The organism is Luteibacter sp. (genome assembly GCF_009912395.1).
Lineage (GTDB): Bacteria > Pseudomonadota > Gammaproteobacteria > Xanthomonadales > Rhodanobacteraceae > Luteibacter.
Genome location: NZ_WNDO01000008.1, coordinates 58,518 through 79,432, shown reverse-complemented (window position 1 = coordinate 79,432; position 20,915 = coordinate 58,518). Strand labels below are relative to the sequence as shown.

Here is a 20,915-nt window from a genome sequence, read left to right as displayed (position 1 = left end):
GCGATCAGCGCGGCTTGCGGAAGCGCAGGGCGAACTTGTCCGTATGCCCCTTGATCTCCGGGGCGAAAACGGACTTGTCGTGCGGATCCTGGGGGTTTGCCAGCACATCGCTGCGCGCCTCCAGCACGAACCCGGCAGCCTGCGCCTGGGCTATTACCGTCGCCGGATCGATCCGATGCAGCGTACTGGCGTCCTGTGCCGTCGCGCCGGCCTTGGCCACGTGATCCACCACCACGTAGGCACCACCCGGCTTGAGCGCCTTGAACGCAGCCGAATCGAGCGCGGCCGCCTCCTCGACACCGGTATGGCCGCTCACCGCGAACACGCTCACCGCGCCATACACGTCATGGTAGTTCTGCGAGGTCCACACCACGTCGAGCGACGACGGCGCGGCGATCATGTCGTAGGGAGCGGTTTCGACGCCCACGTTGGCGAAGGAAGGATCGGCGGCGATCGCCTTGAGCGCGTCCAGGGCCTGCGGCCGTGCCTTCGCGATACTCTCGGGCACGATGGCGTAGACGTGACCTTGCGCACCCACGACCTTGCTGAAAAGCCAGGTGAAGTAACCGCCTCCCGGCATGACATCGGCGACCTTGTCGCCCGGCTTCACCCCGGCAAAGGCAAGCAACGCCGCCGGCTTACGGTCGGTATCGCGCTGGCTGTCCGTCGCTGGTCGCGCGCCATCGCTGACGGCGGCAGTGACATAGGTCGGCGGTTTCATATCCGGTGTCATTCCGGCCACGCGATCCGCACGTTCCACGGCACGATCGAACGTCGAACCGGCCATCGCGACACAGATGGAGCCAAAAGGCAGCGCCAGACCGCACATCACGCGGATCCAGGGAAAACGATTCATGGGACATCCTCGCCAGCAAGGGGGGTGGGCAACGCGGTCGATTCGTGACGAAGGCTAGCGCGCTAACATAGATTTCGAATACGCGTAGATGCTTATTTCAGCCATTTACATTTGAAATGATAGGGCCATGAAATCCCTCGACCTCGACGCCGTGAAGGCCTTCGTGCTCATCGTGCAGTTCCAGAGCTTCACGCGCGCTGCGGAAGCCCTGGACAGCACCCAGTCGGCGATCAGCCTCAAGCTGCGTCGCCTCGAAGATCAACTGGGCAAACGACTCCTCGAACGTACCCCGCGCCAGGTCCGCCTTTCAGCCGAAGGCGCCGCGTTCATCGAAGCGGCGCGCGAACTGGTCGGTGCGCACAAACGGGCGGTCAGCGCGTTCGACACGAAACGACGGCGACTGGTGATCGGCATCAGCCATCAGCTGGTCGGCGCGGAACTGCCCGGGTTGCTGCGCTGGATGAACGAGCACGATCCCAACCTCGTCATCGAGCTTCGCTCGGCGGGGTCGGTCGAGGTGCTGAAAGCCTACGAGGATGGCGTGCTCGACGCCGCCCTCGTCCTGCAACCGGCGGACCGCAAGCACAACGGCGAGGTGCTGTTCCAGGAATCATTCGCCTGGATCGCCGCCGCCCACTGGGAGCCTCGCCCGGGTCACCCCATTCCGTTGTCCACGCAAGGCGAGACGTGCAGCATCCGCGCCGCCGCCGTGCGTGCGCTGAACGACGCGGGGATCTCCTGGACGGAGGTCTTCATCGGCAAGGGAGCCGCCATCGTTGGCGCTGCGGCCGCCGTCGGACTGGCGGTGGCCGTGCTGGCGAAGCGCGCCGCCCCGTCGGGTACCGTCGATATCGGCGAATCGCTGTCGTTGCCCGCACTTCCCGCGCAACAGGCCGTGCTTTACTCCGCCTTGCACGATGGCCGCTCGCGGCAAGCGCTGAAGACACTCGCGACGGCGTTCAGGAGCCTGTCGAAGACGGACTGATCAGGGCGCGCCACCTTCGTCGAAGCGACGGCGTGCCACCCGGAACTCTTCCGCGTTGTCGATCACCCACGTCCACAACGGCAGCATCCCGACCAGCAATCCACGGCCCAGCGCGGTCAGCGTGTAATCGACGCGCGGCGGCACCTCCTTATGGTCGTGTCGCATGATCAGCCCATCGCGCTCCAGTTGGCGCAGCGATCGCGTGAGCATCCGCTGGGTCACGCCGTCGAGACGTCGCGCGAGTTCCGCGTGGCGCAATGTGCCCGCCACGCCCAGCTCGTGCACGATGCCCAGCGACCAGCGGTTGCCGGCATGCGCGAGCACTTCGCGCTTCAAGCCGTCGTCCTCGTCGCTCAACGCATCGCAGGCAGCCTGCGATCGCGCCATGACCTCTTCGAAAGGAATCTCGTCCGGTATCACTGGTGTGCCTTCTTGTCCGCATGGATGCGACGCCTCAGCTTATGCCAGGTTTCCACTCACGAGCCGACGCATATGCAGCATAACGAATCCAGAAACGACGCCACCCTCGTCATCGGTGCAGGGGAGCTGGGCATCGCCATGCTCCACGCATTGGTCGACCGGCGGACCACGACGTCGGGCAAAATCGATGTCCTGCTCCGCCCCCTCGACACGCAGGCGCCCGATCCGCGACCCGGCGTGTTTCAGCCGATGGGTGTCGGTGTCGTGCGTGCCGATCTCGCCCACCATTCCGTCGCGGATCTCGCCCGGCTGTTCTCCGGCTACGCGACCGTCATCTGCTGCACGGGCTTTGTTGGCGGCCCCGGCACGCAACGCAGAATCACCGCCGCGGTGCTGGAAGCCGGCGTGGATCGGTATGTTCCCTGGCAGTTCGGCGTCGACTACGACGTGATCGGGCGCGGTAGCGACCAGGGCATCTTCGACGAACAGATCGACGTTCGCGAGATGCTGCGGGCCCAGTCGCGTACCCACTGGGTGATCGTCTCCACGGGGATGTTCACCAGCTTTCTCTTCGAACCGGCCTTCGGGGTGGTGGATCTGGAACACGCCCGGGTGCATGCGCTGGGTGACTGGGGCCATCGCCTGACCGTCACCACGCCGGAGGACATTGGCCGGCTGACGGCCGTGATCCTGGCCCATGTGCCACGCATCGACGACCAGGTGGTCTTCGTCGCCGGCGATACCTTCTCGTACGCCCGGCTGGCGGACTACGTAGAGGCCCGCCTCGACCGCAAGGTGGAGCGCGTCCTGTGGCCCATCGATGAGCTGCGCAAGGCCGTGACGACGCATCCGGAGGACAAGATGCGCCGGTATCACCTCGCCTTTGCGCGCGACACCGGGGTGGCGTGGGACAAGGAGGCTACGTTCAATGCACGACAAGGCATCCCCGTGAAAGATCTTGCGGGATGGCTGTCGTAGGAGCGCGCTTGCGCGCGATCGCGCGCAAGCGCGCTCCTACGGGTGTTACCCTATAACACCTCCCCACTGGTCTTCTGCGAATGCGCTCCATCGCGTCCTACCCGCTCGCTCTCCTCGCCACCGCGGTCCTCGGGCTGCTTCCAACGCTGGCCCAGGCCGCTTCGCAAAGCCGGTTCGAGTGGGTCGAGAGCGTTCCCGAAGAAACCAGCTACGGCCTGCCCGACACGGCGCGCACCGCGCCGACCTGGCTGTCGATGATTCGCGGCGCGAAGGATCACATCGACATCGCGGCCTTCTACATAACCAATCCGCCGGGTCATGCGCTGTCGCCCATCGTGGATGCGCTGGTGGCGCAGGCGAAGAAAGGCGTCAAGGTGAACCTGCTGGTGGACAGCAGCTTCATGCACGAAAGCCAGCCCTGGATCGACGCGCTCACCGGGCTGCCCGGCATCACGATCCGCCAGATGCCGGTCAAGGACATCACGGGCGGCGTGCTGCACGTGAAGTTCATGGAAGTCGACGACGGCGATGTCTTCGTAGGCAGCCAGAACTGGGACTGGCGTGCGATCCAGCATATCCACGAGGTGGGTGTGCGCATCGTCGATACGCGCATCGGCAAGACCTTCCGTGCCGAGTTCGACCACCTGTGGCACCTGGCCGAGACGCCGGCCGATGCGCGCATGACCTCGCCGCTCGTGCCACCGCCGTCCTTCGACCCGGTGACCGCGCTGTCGCCCGTGACCATCGCCGGCAAGGATGGCGAGGCCTCCACCTTCTTCCCGGCGTTCAGCCCCGCCGCCATGCAGCCCGCCTGGCTGACACCGGAAGCGCCCACCCTCGCCCATTTGCTCGACCAGGCGAAGACGCGGATCCGCATCCAGGTGATGACGATGTCCGCCTTCAAGGATTTCGGTCCCAAGGGCTACTGGGGCACCCTCGACCTCGCCATCCGCAACGCCTCCGCACGCGACGTCAAGGTACAGATCATCGTGGCGGATTGGGCGTTGCGCGGGCACGACCTCGCCTACCTGCAAAGCCTCGCCGCCCTGCCGGGCATCGAAGTGCGCTACTCCGTCGTGCCGCAGGCGTCGTCCGGCCCCATCCCGTACGCACGTGTGGAACACGCCAAGTACGCGCTCGTCGACGACGAGTCGGGCTTCGTGGGCACGGGTAACTGGAGCTGGAGCTACTTCGAGAGCACGGTGGACGCGTCGATTTTCATCCACGGTCCGCAGTCCCGCACGCTGGGACGCATCTTCGATGCGGATTGGGACGGCCCGTACGTCAAGCCACTCGCCGCCTTCAAACCCGCAGCACACTGAGGTTGTAGGAGCGCGCTTGCGCGCGATGGGGGATGACGCAAGCACCCATCGCGCGCAAGCGCGCTCCTACAAGAAGCAAAAAAACGCCCGAGTGGGAGGACTCGGGCGGAGAGACTGGCGATCGGCACATGAAGCGAAACGCCGTGATGGGCGATGTCGTTGCATCGCTTTTTTCGAAGGGAAACCTCAGAAGTCGTACGACACGCCCAGGCGCACATATCGCGGCGTGGCCCGGTAAAGCGGCGTATTGTAGCGCGGACGCGGATTCGCCTTTGCCCCGTAATACGGATAGGCCGACGTCACCGGCGTATCGTTGAACACGTTGTAGACCGTGGCATTGAACGCCAGCTTGTGATCCGCGAACGCCGGGCGATACTCGGCGTTGATGCTGACCGTCTTCTGCCACGGATAACGATACGTTCCCGGCGGCGAGGGCTCGCCACCGCACCAGTGATACGCGGGGCTCGAATAGGCTGGTGAGGTCTCGCCCGGACCGTAGTAGCCCAGGCAGCTACGCGGCGCGCCCGAGGCCAGCACGATGTTGGCGCCGACCATGAACTCCGGCGTGATCTGGTATGAGCCGAAGGCCTTGAGCACGTGCTTGCGATCGTTTGACTGCGCGCCGTTCGAGTAGCTCATCAGCGAGGCGTAATCCCAGTCCTGGGTCGCCGAAACATCCGACTGACCGATATCGGACTTCACCTGGCCTTCGGTATTACCGTAGCTGCGGCTGAAGGTATACAGCACCTTGGCCTGCCACTTGCCGTCGAACGGATGCTCCAGGCTCAGGTCCAGCCCGTAGTACTTGCGCTTGAGCCTGGGGAAGCCGAAGTCCGCATTGGTCACCGGCACGTCGTAGTAACCGCCTGCCCCGTCGGAGATCCGGAACGTATTGCTGCGTCCCGGATTGAACAGGTAGCTGCCCTTCACGTTGGACTTGACCACCGGATAGCCCAACGCGATCGCCTTCCGGTAGATCGCATCGGAATCGGACACGTCGTCGATGGCGTTGCGCAGCTTGCGCCACGTCAGCTTCGCACCCAGCACCCATTCCGGGCCCAACTGCTGCTGGAAGCCGAGGATCGCTTCGTCCTGGAACTGCGACTTCAGGTTCTTCGGCGCGGCGGTGTTCGGATCGCGGGCCTGGCCGTATTCGAGGTTGCCGGATACCGCGCCGCCCGTGGACGAGCGTATGGGCTTCAAGCCCTGCGGAATGCCTTGGGCATCAATGCCCGAATAGGTGAAGTATTCGTCGGTGAACAACGAGGCACCCGCAGAACGCAGGGCCACGCTGGCGGGCATCGCGAGGTAGTAGCGGCCGACATTCGCGAAGATCTTGGTCGACGAATCGCCAAAGACGTCCCAGCTTGCGCCGAGTCGCGGTGCCCATTGCGGCTTGGTGAGTCGCAGATAGGCCACGCCTTCGGGGTTGTAGTTGGTGAACTGATCGTTGCGAAGGCCGATCTTCAACAGCAGGCGATCGTTGACCTGCCACGCATCCTCGATGTACTGCGCACGCTGCTTGACGCGTACCGACGCCGCCGTGCGATAGATGCGCCGCGACACGATGTAGCCACCCGCGCCATTGGCATACCCGCCCGGCGCGTCGACGAAGGCGGTGCCGTTGTCGAGGATGGGCTTGCCTGGATTCACCTGCTCATAGCGCCATGCGTAACCTGGGCCCGCCGTGGTCTCGCCGTCGTTGAGGTCGCGGACGTTCTGGTTGTCGATACCGGCCGTGATGGTGTGATCGCCAAGACGGTACGACACGTCCAGGCGAAGGTTGTTGTTATGCGACTTGTGACCGGCATCGGGAATGCGGTCGGTCGTCTGGCGATTGGAGATGTTGCCACCGAACGCGGGATTCTGCTGCTCGGGCTGATAGATGTACGGCAAGCTCGGGTCGTAGCCTGGAATGGCGGTGTAGTACGTCGACCACAGCTTGCCGTAGAGCGCCGTCACCGTAAGGTTGTCGGTGATGTAGCCCGTGTACTTCAGCACGCCCAGGCGGCCGGTGTTCTTCTTCGATGTATCGCCGCTGTTGTAGCCGCCCGTATAACCCGTGCGGTAGTCGTACACGTACTGGTTGCCGGCGTAGCTGTCCGAACTGGATGCGTACGTGGCTTCCAGGGAATGGTTGTCGGCGATGTTCCAGTCGATCTTGCCGTAGAAGCGGGGGTCCTTGTAGCGCGTCTTGGTGTTGTAGGCGAGATTCACCGGACCGAGGCTGTTGCCCTCGGTGCGCTCGTACTCACCGGCCGCGAAGAAGAACAACCTGTCCTTGACCAGCGGACCGGACACGTAGGCGCTGGTCGTGGTGGTCCACGACTTGCTGTCTTCGAGGTTGCGGTAGATCTTTCCTGCGTCGGGACCATAGCGGAAGTAGGTGTTCTGCTGGTCGCCCTTCAGCGACCGCGGCGTCCACAATTGCTGCGCGCCAAAATGCCATTCGTTGCCGCCACGCTTGCCGACCTGGTTCAGCACGCCGCCGTCGGAACGGCCGAAGGCCGCACTGTAGCCACCGGTCAGCACTTCCTGCTGGTCGATCGTGTTGTAGGGCAGCGTGATGCCGCCGAAGCCGGACACCGGGTCGGTGGTATTGAAGCCGTTGATGTAATAGGCGTTCTCGGTCACCGCCGAACCACTGAACGACACCAGCGAGGCGCGGGTCGGCCCCTGGAAGAATCCCGAGCCGAGCACGACGCCGGGGGCGAGCATCGCCACCGCTTCCGCCGTGCGGCCCAGCGGATACTTGGCCAGTTCCTGCGCGGTGACGACCGTGCGTGCGTCGACACTGCTGACGTCGATCGCCGGCAACGCGCTCGCGGAGACCGTCACGCTATCGAGATTCTGCGCGGCGGTGGCCGACGCACCCGCAGTGGCAAACGATACGTCCACGCCTCGTCCCACGACCACGCCGATGTTGTCGCGCGTATCCACCACCTTGCCGTCGCGAATCAGCGACACGCTGTATTGACCCACCGGCAACTGGACCGCGGCATAACGCCCCTGCGCATCGACTGCAATGTCGCGCGACAGGCCGTTGGCGTTCTGCAAGCGGATGGTCGCGCCGGCCATGCCCGGCGCCTGGCCGAAGATGGTGCCGGTGGTCGCCTGCGCGAACACCGCGGTGGAAGGAAGGCCCAACGCCGTCGCCACGGCCATGTGAAGCAGGGAACGGGAAATGCGAGTCGCTCCCCGCGACCTCATACCTACTGCCATGCTACTCCCCTTTAAATAATGACAATGCCCCCGGCGACGACGCATGCGCTGCCGATCGGTAAAAGCGTTCGGACGGACCGTTCGTTATGACGCCAACGTGACAGGCGCCGAACGAGTCGATGCTAGAAGGGCAACTTCAAGGGACGGTGGAACGCGCATGGAGCGAAGATGGAGCGCGACGTTCAGGCTTGCCTGGCGGGAAGCACGATGCGGAAACGCGTGCCACCCAGTTCGCTGGGTTCGCAGGCGACCGTACCCTGGTGGGCGACGGCGATCGTTTTGACGACCGCGAGCCCCAGGCCGCTGCCACCGCTGCTGCGTGAACGCGAGGCCTCGCGACGGCTGAACGCATCGAAGACCTGGTTTCGAAATTCCGGCGGAATACCCGGGCCGGTATCCTCAATACATACCGTCACACCCGATGCCGTATCGGCAAGCACCACGCGGATCACGCCGTGCACGGCATATCGACTCGCATTGTCGAGGATGGCGAGCACGGCCTGGCGAATACGCATCGGATCGCAATGCGCCACCACAGGCGCCATGTTGAGTACGAGCCGGTGGTTCTTCTGGCTGGGCTCGATGAAGCGCAGTACCTTACGCAACTCGATATCGAGCCGGACATCCGTCTTCTGCAAGTGCAGGTGTCCGCTCTCGGAGAGGCTCAGCGCGCGAAGATCCTCGATCAGGCGCGATAGGCCTTCCACGTGGTGCAGCAGGTTGTGGAACAGGTCTTCCGACGGAACGAACACGCCTTCCGCCAGGCCCTTGAGTCGGCCACGCAGGATCGCCACGGGCGTACGCAGCTCATGCGCGATGGCGGCGTTCCATTCGACCTTCTCGGCGGAGGTCTTTTGCAGGCGCGCGATCAGGTGGTTGTAGTCCTCAAGCAGGCCATAGGTCTCGCCGAAGGCATCCGATTCCACCGCCGCGCGCGCACCCAGGTCGCCCCTTGCCGCCGCGCGGATGGCGGTGGCGAGGGTATCCAGCGGACGGACGATGCGCCGGGCCAGCCCGAGCGCCGTCGGCGTGGCCACGACGATACCCACGAGGATCGCCAGCCCCATCCAGATCAGGTCGGCACTGGTAATGAAGGCATCGTCGTCGTCGGGAATCTGGTTGGGGTCGATCAGGTAAACATAGACGACATAGGTGACCACGAAGGTCATGATGACGGTGATCACCACGAGAACGATCGCGTAAAGCATCATCTGCCGCGCGAGCGTCTTCCTCCGCATCAGGGCATCGCCGCGATGCGGTAGCCCACGCCTCGTACGCTATGTGGCACGCCCTGCACGCCCGCGTCCTCCAGCTTCTTGCGCAGCTTGCTCAGGTGGCTGTCCACCGTGCGCTCCATCGCGTCGCCTTCCGGCAGGCAGGACGCCAGCAATTCGGAACGGGTGAAGACGCGCATGGGCGATCGTGCCATGCGTGCAAGCAGGCGGAACTCGGTCGCGGTGGTCACGATGAACTGCCGCGACTCGCCATCGAGCACGTAGATCGCGTGCTGGTCCTCGTCGATCTCCACGCCACCGATGCGTAAAACGGTGGCCTGACCCGCCTCCGGATGCGCGCGGCGAAGCACCGCGCCCACGCGGGCCACGGCCTCGCCGGGATCGAACGGCTTGGTGACGTAGTCGTCCGCACCGATGCGCAAGGCCGATATCTTGTCGGAATTGTCGTCACGGGCGGTCACCATGATCACCGGCGTATCGCCACGGCGCCGGATCTCGGTCAGCACCTCCCAGCCACTCATGTTGGGCATGAGCACATCGAGGAGGATCAGATCGGGCTTGAAGCGACCATGCAGGTCGATAGCCTGGAAACCGTCGCTCGCCACGATCACCCGGTACCCTTCCCGCTCCAGGTACGATTTGAGGATGTCCGCTATCTCAGGCTGATCCTCCGCGATCAGTACGACACGCTCGCTACGGACCCTGCTCATCCACTACGTACCCGACAATACGAAGTGGCCGTTTTATCACATGTTTTTGCGATGTCGAGCGCTCGACACAACCTCCACCGAACCTCCATATTGGCTCCATGAAAGTCCTTGCGGATGCCTAGTCCGCTGCCTGGCCGTTCACATTTCTTTTGTCGCCCTCCTTACGATACGCCCGCATCTCGCCCAGTCGGAGATCTTCGGGAAGGTGCCTGACATGCTTCGCGCGCCCCAGCCGCTGGGCGTGGTAGATGCCGGCATGGCCGGAACACATGTAGCTGACCACGCAGGCGATGGCAGCGAATGGCGCGATGGCGGGCCCGAACAGCTCGATGGCCATGACCGTACAGGCCAGGGGCACGTTGGCCGCCCCCGCGAACACCGCCACGAATCCCAGCCCGGCGAGCATCGCCACCGGCAGGTGTAGCCATGGCGCCAATGCATTACCCAGCGTCGCCCCGATATAGAACAGCGGCGTGACCTCGCCTCCCTTGAAGCCAGACGCCAGCGACGCGACCGTGTAGGCGAACTTGCCGGCGAAATCCCAGGGTGCCAGGGGATGGGCGAACGCCTCGACGATGGTCGGGATGCCGAGGCCTATATAACGATAGGTATGCAGCACGAAGACCGACAGTGCGATGACCGCGCCGCCCACTAACGGACGCAAGGGCGCATAGGGAATCCACCGTTTCATCCTCGCGCCGAGCCAGTGTGTGGCGGTCGCGAAGATCAGGCCGGCCAGGCCGAACACGATGCCTGCCAGCATGACGCAGAGCGCGGACGTCATCGTCAGCACAGACACCCGGTCGACGACATAGGCTGTGTGATGCACACCCCACGCGGCGCAGACCCGGTCCGCCACGATCGCGGCGATGACACAGGGAAACAACGCGTCGTAACGCATCCGTCCGATGGCCAGCACCTCGAGTCCGAACAAGGCCCCCGCCAGCGGCGTGCCGAACACCGCCGCAAAACCGCCGCTCATGCCCACCATCAGGAGCATCCGGCGATCCTCCGGACGAAGCCGGAACAAGGGCGTCAGGCGATCCGCCAGCGCCGCGCCCATCTGCACCGCCGTGCCCTCGCGTCCGACCGACGCGCCAAAAAGATGGGAAACGACCGTGCCGACGAACACCAACGGCAGCATGCGCCGTGGAATGACCTTACGCGGGTCGTGTATCTCGTCGATGATGAGGTTGTTGCCACCCTCCACCGGCTTGCCCGTGCGGTGGTAGACCCAGCCCACCGCGAAGCCCGCCAGGGGAAGGAGGACTATCAGCCATGAGCTTGCCTCGCGGGTGGCCGTGGCCCACTCCAGTGCCATGAGGAAGAGTGCGGAAGCGGTGCCGGCAAGCGTGGCGGCGACCGACGCGATGAGCAGCCACTTGCCCATGTAGGGAAGCAGCTCCCATTGCTCAAGGGAACGAAAACGTTGCATGCGACTATCCAGGTTGTGTCGTGGAAACACCTGGAAACCGGTACGCATGGCGCAAAAGCCTACGCCCCGGAAGCTCCAGGATACGTAGGCATCATCAGCCCGAGGGCGGTTCGCGGAGGCATGCCATCTCCGTGCCGACAGTTTAATGGGCCATCCATATGCCGGTAAAGGCGTCGCCTGACCGACGCGCACCCGCCGCCGCGCCCATGCTGCATCGCAGCTTGTGAGAGTGCGCCTCCTGGGTATTATCTTAAAATACTACAAATGGGGCAGACGGCAGTTTCCGTCGGGGACAAGGGGCGACATCGATGTCGACACCGTCGATCGTTACAGACGTAACGATCGACGGTGAGTACTGGACGGTAGGGCCGTATGCATGTCTGACGCGTATTCCACCGAGATGGGAAGGTAGTCATGCAACAAACGAAAATGGCCTTGGCGCTGCGCAAGGCTTTGATGACGATGGGTATGGCCTGCACGGCCGGCTATGGCGCGCACGCCTATGCGCAAGCCGCCACGCCTGCGCCGACAAACGACGCGCAGTCCGCCACGCCCGCGGGCAAGACCACCTCTCCCGATCCGAAAAAGAAGGGTGCGACGGACCAGACGGACGAAAAGAAGGTCACCGAGCTGGGGGGCGTCGCCGTCACCGGCCAGCTCGCCGCGCTTCAGCGTGCCCAGGCGATCAAGCAGGACTCGGTCAACGTCGTCGACTCGATTTCCGCCGAGGAAGCTGGCAAGTTCCCCGATCCCAACGTGGCCGACGCGCTACAGCGCGTACCGGGCGTATCGGTGAACCGTAGCGGCGGTGAATCCAGCCAGATCGCCGTGCGCGGCTTTGGTCCGGAGTTCGTCGCCGTGACCGTCAACGGTCGCAAGATGGCGACGGCCTCCGGCTCGCGCGCCTTCAACTTCGACGTGCTCCCGTCGGAAATCATCAGTGTCGCCCAGGTCCACAAGACCTCGTCGGCGGACATCACCGAGGTCGACATTGGTGGCGTCGTCGACATCCAGACGGCTCGCCCGCTGGATTTCAGTGGCTACCATGGCGCGTGGAGCGCCGCGGGCGTCAACAGCAACCTCACCGGCGACTGGCAAGGCAAGACCACGCCGAAAGCCTCCGGCCTGCTCGGCTGGACCAATGCCGACCATACCTTCGGCTGGATGGCCTCGGCCACCTACTACAAGCGCAAGGACACCCAGCTCAACACGCAGGCGAACTCCTGGTACGCCAACCAGGACATCTCCAAGCTGTCCAACCTGAGCAACCCTAACTACACGAACGTGGCGGTGCCGGAGACCCTGGCCAGCAACGTCCTCGACGAAACCCGCACCCGCAAGGGCTTCAGCGGCGCGGTCGACTGGAAGCCCATCGACCAGCTGACGGTGCAGTTCGATACCTTGTTCTCCAGCTACAAGGTCGATTCGCTGGAGCATGAGTTCGGCCAGTACGGCAACACCGCCGACATCAACTCGATCACCACGGACGCCAACAACACCGCGCTCAGCTTCACGCGCAATGGGTCCGGCCCGAACGTCATGGCGAATGACTATGTCATGTCGTTCATTCCCAGCTACGAGAAGAGCTACCAGAACGGCCTGAACCTCGGCTTCGACGTCGACCCGGACACCAAGATCAGCCTGGATATCTCCAGCTCCAAGGCCTGGAACAAGCAAAGCCCCAACGGCTACTTCCTCGTGATCGGCGCCAAGAACTTCGGCACCAACCCCACCTGGACCAACGGTGGCGACAACCAGCCGCCAAGCTACAGCAACATCCTGTCGTCGACCGACCCGAACAACCTGAAGGCGCATTGCTGCAACGCCGGTTCGGGCAACAACGTGACCAACAAGGTCAACCAGTATCAGATCAAGTTCGACAAGAGCTTCCACGACGGCACCCTCACCCGACTGGAATTCGGCGGCCAGTACAACGACCAGTCGGTCAAGTCGGTCAGCTGGGGCACGCCGAACGGCATCCTCTGCAACGCCTATTGCGGCTACAACATCACCGTGCCGCCGGATGCCGTCGGCGCATACATCTACAACGCGCCGAAGAAGATCTCGGGCGTTTCCTCGCCCGGCCTGCCGTCGCAGTGGATCCAGTACGATCCGCGCGCCTATCTCGCCTGGCTCGCATCACCGGCCGCCTATAACCAGCTGCCCGCGGACAAGCGCAACGCCCTGCTCGCGGGCCTGGCCGGCAACGGCGGCACGCTCGACGCCGCGCCCAATCCCGGCAGCTACAACAAGGTGGGCGAGAAGGAGAAGTCGTTCTTCGCCAAGGCGATGCTCGAAGGCACGATGTGGGACAAGCCCTGGGCGCTGGACATCGGCGTCCGCTACCTCAACGTGACCTCCACCTCCACGGCGATCAACCAGCCGCCCGTCAGTTACTACGTCGATCCGAGCGACACCAGTAACGGCCAGGTAACGTATGGCCCGCTGGCGCCGCAGTCGGCCAACGGCGGATACCACAAGTGGCTACCGTCGGTGAACTTCAAGCTGAACCTGCTAGACAACCTGGTGTACCGCGCCTCGGTGTCGAAGTCGCTGACCCCGCCCGAGCTGAGCAACCTTTACTACAACAAGGGCTTCGGCACGCGCCCGAACTCGCTGACCATCTCGCAGGGCAACCCGAACCTTCAGCCGTACACGTCGCGCAACTTCGATATGGGCCTGGAGTGGTACATCGACGACGCCAGCTACCTCGCCCTCGAAGGCTTCTACAAGAAAGTCAGCAACTTCAGCACCCTGGTCAGCACGCCCTTCCCGTTCCTGACCGACCAGAACACCGGCAAGCCGTTCATCTGGACGCTCACCCAGCCCGTCAACCTGAACTCGTCGAACATCTACGGCGAAGAACTGACCTTCAACTACCAGTTCAAGAATGTCCTGCCGGATCCGTTCGATGGCCTCGGCATGGCGTTCAACTACACGCATGTGTCCAGCAGCACGTCGCTCAGCCCCGGCGTGATCGCCACGTCCGGCAAGTTCGCCGTGCCCGGCATCGGCAACTCGGCCAACCTGAGCGCGTACTACGAGAAGGGCCCCGTGCAGGTCCGCGTGGCCTACAACTGGCGAGGCTCCTACCTGGAAAACATCTCCTATGGCGCGGGTGCGCAGCCGGCCACCCGTACCTCGTACGGCCAGGTCGACCTGAGCGCCAGCTACGCCTTCAACAAGCACCTGTCGCTGTTCGTATCGGGCACCAACCTGACCCACGAGCACCTGTACGACTACTCGGTGTATCGCAACCGCTTCCTGTATGCCGAAGCGGACGGCACCGTGTATACCGTCGGCGTCCGCGGCACCTTCTGATGGGAAGCACCATGACGACGACGGCACTATGTACCCTCTTCCACCGAATCGGGGATCATCGATGAACGGTTCCATTGCAAGCCTCCTGCGCGCCACGGGTTTCGGCACGCTCATGTGTGCCCTGGCCATTGCCACCACGCCGGTCCAGGCCGACGAGGCCACGCCCCAGTTGCCCCAGATGGGCTTCAACAACTGGAACTCCACGCACTGCCGCGACGAGTTCGATGAAGGCATGATCCGCGGCATCGCCGATAAGTTCATCAGCCTGGGCCTGAAGGACGCGGGCTACCAGTACGTCAACGTGGATGACTGCTGGGCCAACTGGCAGCGCGACAAGGACGGCCACCTGACGCCCAACCCCAAGCGCTTCCCCAGCGGCATCGCCGCGCTGGCCGACTACATTCACCAGCGCGGACTGAAGTTCGGCCTCTACTCCAGCGCCGGTACGTCGACCTGCGAGCCGTTGCAGGAAAACCGCGGATTTCCCGGTGGCCTGGGGCACGAGAAGGACGACGCCGCCACGTTCGCCTCCTGGCATGTCGACTACCTGAAGTACGACAACTGCAACAACCAGAAGATCGACGCGAAGAAGCGCTACAAGGACATGGCCGACGCGTTGCGTGCCACAGGACGCCCGATCTTCTTCAGCGTCTGCGAATGGGGCGAGAACAAGCCCTGGCTGTGGGCCGGCAAGGCGCCGGTGGACGCGCAGTCCTGGCGCACCACGGGAGACATCACCGATACCTACGCGTCCATGCTGAAGATCTTCAAGCAGAACGTGGTGCTGGATCGCTACGCCAGCCTCGGGCACTGGAATGACCCCGACATGCTTGAGGTGGGTAACGGCGGCATGACCGATGTCGAGTACCGCAGCCACTTCAGCCTGTGGGCGATCATGGCCTCGCCGCTGCTTATCGGCACCGACCTGCGCACGATCAAGCCGGAAGCCCTGCAGATCCTGCTGAATAAGGACGTCATCGCGATCGACCAGGATCCGCTGGGCGTCCAGGGCAAGCAGGTGCGCGATGCAGGCGGCATCCATGTCATCGTCAAGCCGCTCAAGGACGGTGGTCACGCCGTGGCGGTCTTCAACGAAGGCAACGCGGCGAAGGACGTCACCGTCACACCGAAGGAAATCGGCCTGAAGACCGGCGGCAGCTACACCCTGCGCGACCTGTGGACCCATACGGACACCAAGGGCGACGGCTCGATCAAGACGAAGCTTGAACCGCATGCCACCGTGATGTATCGCATCAGCCAGTGATTGGGTGACACGAAAAAGGGGGAGGTCGCCCTCCCCCTTTTTAACGCATGGAAATCCCGGCGCAGCTCAGCGCTTGCCGACTGCCCGCTGCTTGCGGATGTTGTTGCGCGAATCGGACACCATCTTGCTCATGGCCTCCCGCGCCACCTCGGGGTGGCGTCGACGTATGGCCTCATAGACCTTGTAGTGCTGCGGAAGCGCGTTCTTGAAGTTGCCGGCATTGCGCGCCGACAGCACGAAGTATGTGCCGAGTGCGGTCTCGATCACCGAGAACAGCGACGCCATCAGCTCGTTGTTGGTGGCGGCCAGCACCGCATGGTGGAACGCGAGATCGGCTTCCGCCCAGGCATCCAGGTCGTCGGCGGCGGCCATGCCCTCGTAGGCGGCCTCGATGGCGAGCAGTTGCTCGTCGCTGCGACGACGCGCGGCAGCGGCGGCCGCGGACGGCTCGATCACCTCGCGCATCTCCACGAGCTTCTCGATGAAGCTTTCCGTGGGCATGGACTCGCATCGCCACGCCAGCACGTCGGAATCCAGCTGGTTCCAGTGGATTTCCTCGCGCACGCGTGTGCCGGAGCGCTGTCGTGATTCGATCAGGCCCTTGGCGGAGAGCACCTTCATGGCTTCACGGAGGGCCGTGCGGCTGACGTTCATGCTTTCGGCAAGCGCGTCTTCACGGGGAAGATACTGGCCCGCGCCCCATTCCCCGCTGATGATCCGTCGCCCCAGCTCCTGTACGACCTGGCGGTGCAGATTACGGACGACTGCGAATTTCACCATCCGCTCGGTTTCCTTTGGGTACCCACCCGGCAACGGGACCGTCGAATCCTTGCATCTCGGCGCGTGGCATTTGTCATACAAACCCATCGTACGCGGAAAATTGTATCAAATCGCGCACAAACGGAAAGAGCCCGCTATTTTCGTCCAATAGTCCCGCTATGGGTTGTAGGATCGCGCGCAAGCGCGCTCCTACAGTTCAGGTTTTCGCGATATCACCCCAATAGACGAGGCGCCGGCCTTTCGTCAGGCATGCGCGATCGGGGAGCCCGATCGCGGCTCGTCATAGAGACCAAGCTCGCTCAGACCCGGCTGGCGGCCCCGCATCCAGATACGCACGCGCTGGGCGCGGGTCGGGGGCAACTCGTGGAACTGGTAAGCGGATGGCGTGCCACCGCTGGCGATATCCGTCCAGGCACCGTCGCGCCACGCCTGCACCTTGTATGCCGCGATGCGGCTCGTGTCGCCGTAGCCATCCTCATGCAACGGCTCCACCACGGACACCGTGTTGAACACCACGGGCGCATCGAAACGCACTTCGACCCAGGCCTCGTCCTTGCCACGGTCGGCCAGCCAGAACGTGCGCGGATTGTCGTCAAAGGCCAGATCCGGGCCGACGGCCTCGTCGCTCGCGCTGGCCCATGCGGGGCGACCTGCCGCGAGGTTCGGCGTGGTGATGGTCACCTGGCGATCGATGGTCGCCACGCTGCCCTCCGGCTTCCACAGGCGACCGATCTCTGCCAGCCGGGCCACGGCGTTGTCGTCGAAACGACCATCGCGATTGGGCGCGACGTTGAGAATGAGGTTGCAGTGATTCTGGTTGAAAGGCTTCAGCCAGTCCTCGACGATGGTGCTCGCGGAAGCCAGCTCCGATGTCGGGTAGGAGGTCTTCCAGAACCAGTCGCTTTGCAGCGTGGTGCCCGATTGCGAGGGCACGGGGCTGCCGGGAGGGATCTTCTGGCCCGCGTGCTGCTCGTACTGCTTGATGTCCGTGTAGTACAGCGCCGGACCGGGATAGCTTCCCGCATTGTGGTCGGTCAACAGGCAATCCGGCTGCAACGACTTCACCACGTCGTAGATTTCACGATAAGGCAGTTCAGCGTAGGAGATCCGCGACCACGAGGCATTCCAGCCATCGAGGATGAGCGCGGTCAACGGGCCGTAGCTCGTCAGCAATTCGGTAATCTGCGCCTTGATCAGCGCTACCTTCTCCAGCGTGACCGTGCGCGCGCGAATGTCCTGGCGCAGGTCGAGGATCGAAAAATACAAACAGACCTTGAGCCCTGCCTTCCGGAAGGCGTCGACATAGGCGCGCACCACGTCGTGCGGGTACGACGACTGCATGACGTTCGCGCTGCCGGTCTTCGTCGGCCAGAGGCAGAAACCGTCGTGATGCTTCGTGGTCAGGCAGGCATACCCCATGCCTGCGGACTTCGCCGCCTTCGCCCATTGCGTGGGGTCCAGGTGCCGGGGATTGAACAGCATTGGCGACAACGTCGGATCGCCCCACTCGCGCTCCTCGAAGGTCGCCATGTTGAGGTGGATGAACATGCCGAAGCGAAGGTCGAGGAAGGCCTGCTGCAGGTCACGCAGCTTCGCCGGGTCTACCGCGACGCCCTTGTGCAGCGTCGGCGCCTGGGCGAAGGCATGCTTCATCGGCCATAGCCCACCACCCACGGCACCCGCGAGCGCCAATGCCTTCGCAAAATCTCGCCTGTTCATCGATGCCCCCAACGCTGAATACAAAAACATGCACTACAGCAGGCCGGGAATCAATGCCTTCGTTCGACGCATGTATTGCTCGTACGTGGCGCCGAAGTTGTCGCGCATCCATCGCTCTTCCAACCGGAGCTTGAACCAGAACGACACCGCGACGATGACAACGCAAAGGGGGCCACGCCATTCGCCAATGGCCACGGCGGTACCGAGAAAGGCAAGCAGCAGGCCGGTATAGATCGGATGGCGCACCCAGCGGTAGGGGCCCGACTGGATCAACTCGTGGTCCTGCTTGACCTGCACGACCGAACTCCAGTTGCGCCCCAGGACGTATCTGGCCCAACAGGCGAAGGCGACGCCCGATACGGTCAGCAGCACGCCCACGACGGCGATGATCGTGCTGGCCGGATACATGCGCTCCCCGAGCCAGCTTCCATGGAACCAGCGTTCGGGACCGATGAATGCCACGGCGATGGCCAGGGGCAGCCAGTACTTGAGAAGACGAGGCAGCAAGGGTTCGCTGCGCGCGGCTCGCTTGACCCGCAACCAACCCCACCACCAGTACAGGCCGAAGACGATCCAGGCGGCCGCGATGACGGGTGCGATCGGCAATTCCATGGAGTATCTCCGTTGGCTGAGACTGAAAAGTCGTTCTTGACCACCTATACCATTGATATCACTTCGTTTTTAGGCGACGCATAGCGCCTACAGAAGCCTCCGAAACAGCCGATAACGTATCGTCATCCTTCCAGGCCTTCCGGCGTGTTCAAGTCTACCCAATCCCGCTCGACCGCCCTGCTGGTCGCCTACGTCGCCTTGCTCGTGGCCGTCACCGTCGTGGTGATCCGGCTGTTCATCACGCCCGACCTGCGTCGTTCCGAGGCGCAACTGGTGACCCACGATGTCGACGGGATCGCCCAGGTGATCCTGGAGAAGCTGCACCGCGTGGAGGCGCAGCAGCGCAGCATCACGCAAACCGTGGCACTCATGGACAGCCCGTCCATCGACCGCCTGCAACCCGGCCTGGTCGACCAGTACGGTGACCCGGACGTGTTCGGCGGCGGCATCTGGCCCCTGCCCTTCAAGCGCGATGCCGCCAAGGAGCGCGACAGCACCTTCTTCGCCCGCGATGCCTCCAACGCGCTCGTGGTGAACACGCACTGGAACGAACCCACCGCCCTGAAATACTGGGAGCAACCCTGGTTCCAGAACGGCCTGAAGGCTCCACGCGGCCAATGCTTCTGGGCGGATGCGTACAAGGACGCCGCCAGCGCCCAGCCGCGCACAAATTGCGCGATGACCATCTACAAGGGCAACGAGGCCTTCGGTGTTTCGACCATCGACGTGACGCTGGGCTTCTTCAATCGCCTGGTCGCCGATATGGAAAAGAAGGTGGGCGGCCAGATCCTCATCGTCGAGCCGAACGGCACCATCGTCAGCAACAGCAGCTACATCAAGGACGACATCGTGCTGAAGAAGCTCGCCGAGCTGTCCGGCACCTCGCCGATGGTCGCCCAGATCGTGGCCGCGATGCCCCACTTGAAGGATGGCCCGGTCGAGCAAGACTATGCGGACGGCGAAGGGCGCACGCTGTTCCTCAAGCGTATCGAGGGCACGCCCTGGGTGCTCGCCACCAGCCTGCCCACGGCGCTGATCACCCAGCAGAGCACGCGCATCCTGGGCAAGCTGGCCCTTGTGCAGCTTCCGCTGGCCTTGCTGCTTATCGTCGCGTTGCTTGTGGGCCTGCGCATGCTCATGAAGCAGCTCGCCACGCTGAAGACGAACATCGACGTGCTGAACTCGGGCGAGGCCGACCTGACCCGCCGCCTGCCTCCGGGTAGCGGCAGCGAATACAACGCCGTGGTCGACAGTTTCAATGCCTTCGTGACCCACCTGCAGAACCTGCTGCGCAAGGTGCAGGCCAGCTCCACCGCCATCTCCTCCGCCGCCACGCAGATCGCCAGCGGCAACCTCGACCTGTCGCAGCGCACCGAGGAACAGGCCAGCTCGCTGGAAGAGACCGCCGCGTCCATGGAAGAGCTGACCGCCACCGTGCGCCAGAACGCCGACAACGCCCGCCAGGCCAACGAGCTGGCACGCACCGCCGCGCACGCCGCCCAGCGCGGTGGCGAACAAGTGAGCGAGGTGATCCAGACCATGGACGCCATCAGCCATTCGTCCGCCCGCATCACCGACATCGTCAGCGTCATCGACGGCATCGCGTTCCAGACCAACCTGCTTGCCCTGAACGCCTCGGTGGAAGCCGCGCGTGCCGGCGAACAAGGTCGCGGCTTCGCCGTCGTCGCCGGCGAGGTCCGCAACCTGGCGCAGAGTTCCGCGCGGGCCGCGCGTGACATCAAGCAGCTGATCGCTGGTGCGACGGACGACGTGGCGCGTGGCGCCGAACTGGTTGGCCGTGCAGGTACCACCATCACCCAGCTCACCACCCAGGTAGGCAGCGTGGCGTCCTATATGGAAGAGATCATGGCAGCCAGCCAGGAACAGAGCCAGGGCATCGACCAGGTCAGCCGCACCGTGACCCAGCTCGACGACATGACCCAGCAGAACGCCGCCCTGGTCGAGGAAGCCGCCGCGGCGGCCAAGGCCATGGAGGATCAGGCTCACACGCTGGACGACGTCGTCTCCACCTTCCGGCTGTGACCCAACACGGAAC

Annotated in this window: 15 protein-coding genes and 1 riboswitch; of the genes, 6 read left to right on the top strand and 9 right to left on the bottom strand. The window is 63.8% G+C overall.

All coding sequences use genetic code 11. The features are described from left to right. Positions 1-4: 4 nt before the first annotated feature. Positions 5-856 (bottom strand): methyltransferase, encoded by an 852-nt coding sequence (locus GAK28_RS09575; RefSeq protein ID WP_291777744.1) that lies wholly within the window; start codon positions 854-856, stop codon positions 5-7. Positions 857-983: 127 nt separating this feature from the next. On the opposite strand from GAK28_RS09575, the gene GAK28_RS09570 reads away from it, so the two are divergent. Next, on the top strand, positions 984-1,841 hold the full coding sequence (locus tag GAK28_RS09570; protein ID WP_291777741.1) for a LysR family transcriptional regulator: 858 nt from the start codon (positions 984-986) through the stop codon (positions 1,839-1,841). On the opposite strand, the gene GAK28_RS09565 is transcribed toward GAK28_RS09570, so the two are convergent. Further along, on the bottom strand, positions 1,842-2,228 hold the full coding sequence (locus GAK28_RS09565; RefSeq protein WP_291777739.1) for a helix-turn-helix domain-containing protein: 387 nt from the start codon (positions 2,226-2,228) through the stop codon (positions 1,842-1,844). Positions 2,229-2,333: 105 nt separating this feature from the next. Here GAK28_RS09565 and GAK28_RS09560 point away from each other — a divergent pair, with 105 nt between their 5' ends. Both GAK28_RS09560 and GAK28_RS09555 read left to right on the top strand, forming a co-directional pair. Further along, on the top strand, positions 2,334-3,239 hold the full coding sequence (locus tag GAK28_RS09560) for an aromatic alcohol reductase (protein WP_291777735.1): 906 nt from the start codon (positions 2,334-2,336) through the stop codon (positions 3,237-3,239). An 80-nt stretch (positions 3,240-3,319) separates the two neighbouring features. After that, the gene (locus tag GAK28_RS09555; RefSeq protein ID WP_291777733.1) at positions 3,320-4,561 is read left to right on the top strand and encodes a phospholipase D-like domain-containing protein; all 1,242 of its coding nucleotides are present in this window, start codon (positions 3,320-3,322) and stop codon (positions 4,559-4,561) included. A 186-nt stretch (positions 4,562-4,747) separates the two neighbouring features. Here GAK28_RS09555 and GAK28_RS09550 read toward each other — a convergent pair whose 3' ends face one another. The 4 genes from GAK28_RS09550 to GAK28_RS09535 form a co-directional block, all read right to left on the bottom strand. Then, on the bottom strand, positions 4,748-7,783 hold the full coding sequence (locus tag GAK28_RS09550) for a TonB-dependent receptor (RefSeq protein ID WP_291777730.1): 3,036 nt from the start codon (positions 7,781-7,783) through the stop codon (positions 4,748-4,750). A gap of 182 nt (positions 7,784-7,965) precedes the next feature. Then, positions 7,966-9,021 carry an ATP-binding protein gene (locus GAK28_RS09545; protein ID WP_291777727.1) on the bottom strand — a complete coding sequence of 352 codons (1,056 nt, stop codon included), beginning with the start codon at positions 9,019-9,021 and terminating at the stop codon, positions 7,966-7,968. After that, positions 9,021-9,728: a response regulator gene (locus GAK28_RS09540; protein WP_291777724.1), complete on the bottom strand. Its 708-nt coding sequence runs from the start codon at positions 9,726-9,728 to the stop codon at positions 9,021-9,023. The genes GAK28_RS09545 and GAK28_RS09540 overlap by 1 nt, the downstream gene beginning before the upstream one ends. Before the next feature lie 118 nt (positions 9,729-9,846). After that, positions 9,847-11,163 carry a voltage-gated chloride channel family protein gene (locus GAK28_RS09535; RefSeq protein WP_291777721.1) on the bottom strand — a complete coding sequence of 439 codons (1,317 nt, stop codon included), beginning with the start codon at positions 11,161-11,163 and terminating at the stop codon, positions 9,847-9,849. Between the two features lie 78 nt (positions 11,164-11,241). After that, positions 11,242-11,303, bottom strand: a riboswitch (Fluoride riboswitch). A 274-nt stretch (positions 11,304-11,577) separates the two neighbouring features. Here GAK28_RS09535 and GAK28_RS09530 point away from each other — a divergent pair. Further along, positions 11,578-14,484: a TonB-dependent receptor gene (locus GAK28_RS09530; protein WP_291777717.1), complete on the top strand. Its 2,907-nt coding sequence runs from the start codon at positions 11,578-11,580 to the stop codon at positions 14,482-14,484. 61 nt (positions 14,485-14,545) lie between these two features. Further along, a complete protein-coding gene (locus GAK28_RS09525) occupies positions 14,546-15,748 on the top strand; it encodes a glycoside hydrolase family 27 protein (RefSeq protein ID WP_291777715.1) in 1,203 nt (400 codons plus the stop codon). Between the two features lie 66 nt (positions 15,749-15,814). Here GAK28_RS09525 and GAK28_RS09520 read toward each other — a convergent pair whose 3' ends face one another. The 3 genes from GAK28_RS09520 to GAK28_RS09510 all read right to left on the bottom strand — a co-directional run bounded on the left by GAK28_RS09520 (position 15,815) and on the right by GAK28_RS09510 (position 18,859). Next, the gene (locus GAK28_RS09520) at positions 15,815-16,528 is read right to left on the bottom strand and encodes a FadR/GntR family transcriptional regulator (protein ID WP_291777713.1); all 714 of its coding nucleotides are present in this window, start codon (positions 16,526-16,528) and stop codon (positions 15,815-15,817) included. Between the two features lie 243 nt (positions 16,529-16,771). Next, entirely contained in the window at positions 16,772-18,247 is a 1,476-nt protein-coding gene (locus tag GAK28_RS09515; protein ID WP_291777709.1) for an alpha-L-fucosidase, read from the bottom strand. Positions 18,248-18,280: 33 nt separating this feature from the next. Further along, entirely contained in the window at positions 18,281-18,859 is a 579-nt protein-coding gene (locus GAK28_RS09510; protein ID WP_291777706.1) for an isoprenylcysteine carboxylmethyltransferase family protein, read from the bottom strand. Positions 18,860-19,003: 144 nt separating this feature from the next. Here GAK28_RS09510 and GAK28_RS09505 point away from each other — a divergent pair, with 144 nt between their 5' ends. Continuing rightward, positions 19,004-20,902, top strand: coding sequence for a methyl-accepting chemotaxis protein (locus tag GAK28_RS09505; protein ID WP_291777703.1), 1,899 nt, complete (start codon positions 19,004-19,006; stop codon positions 20,900-20,902). Positions 20,903-20,915 lie beyond the last annotated feature (13 nt).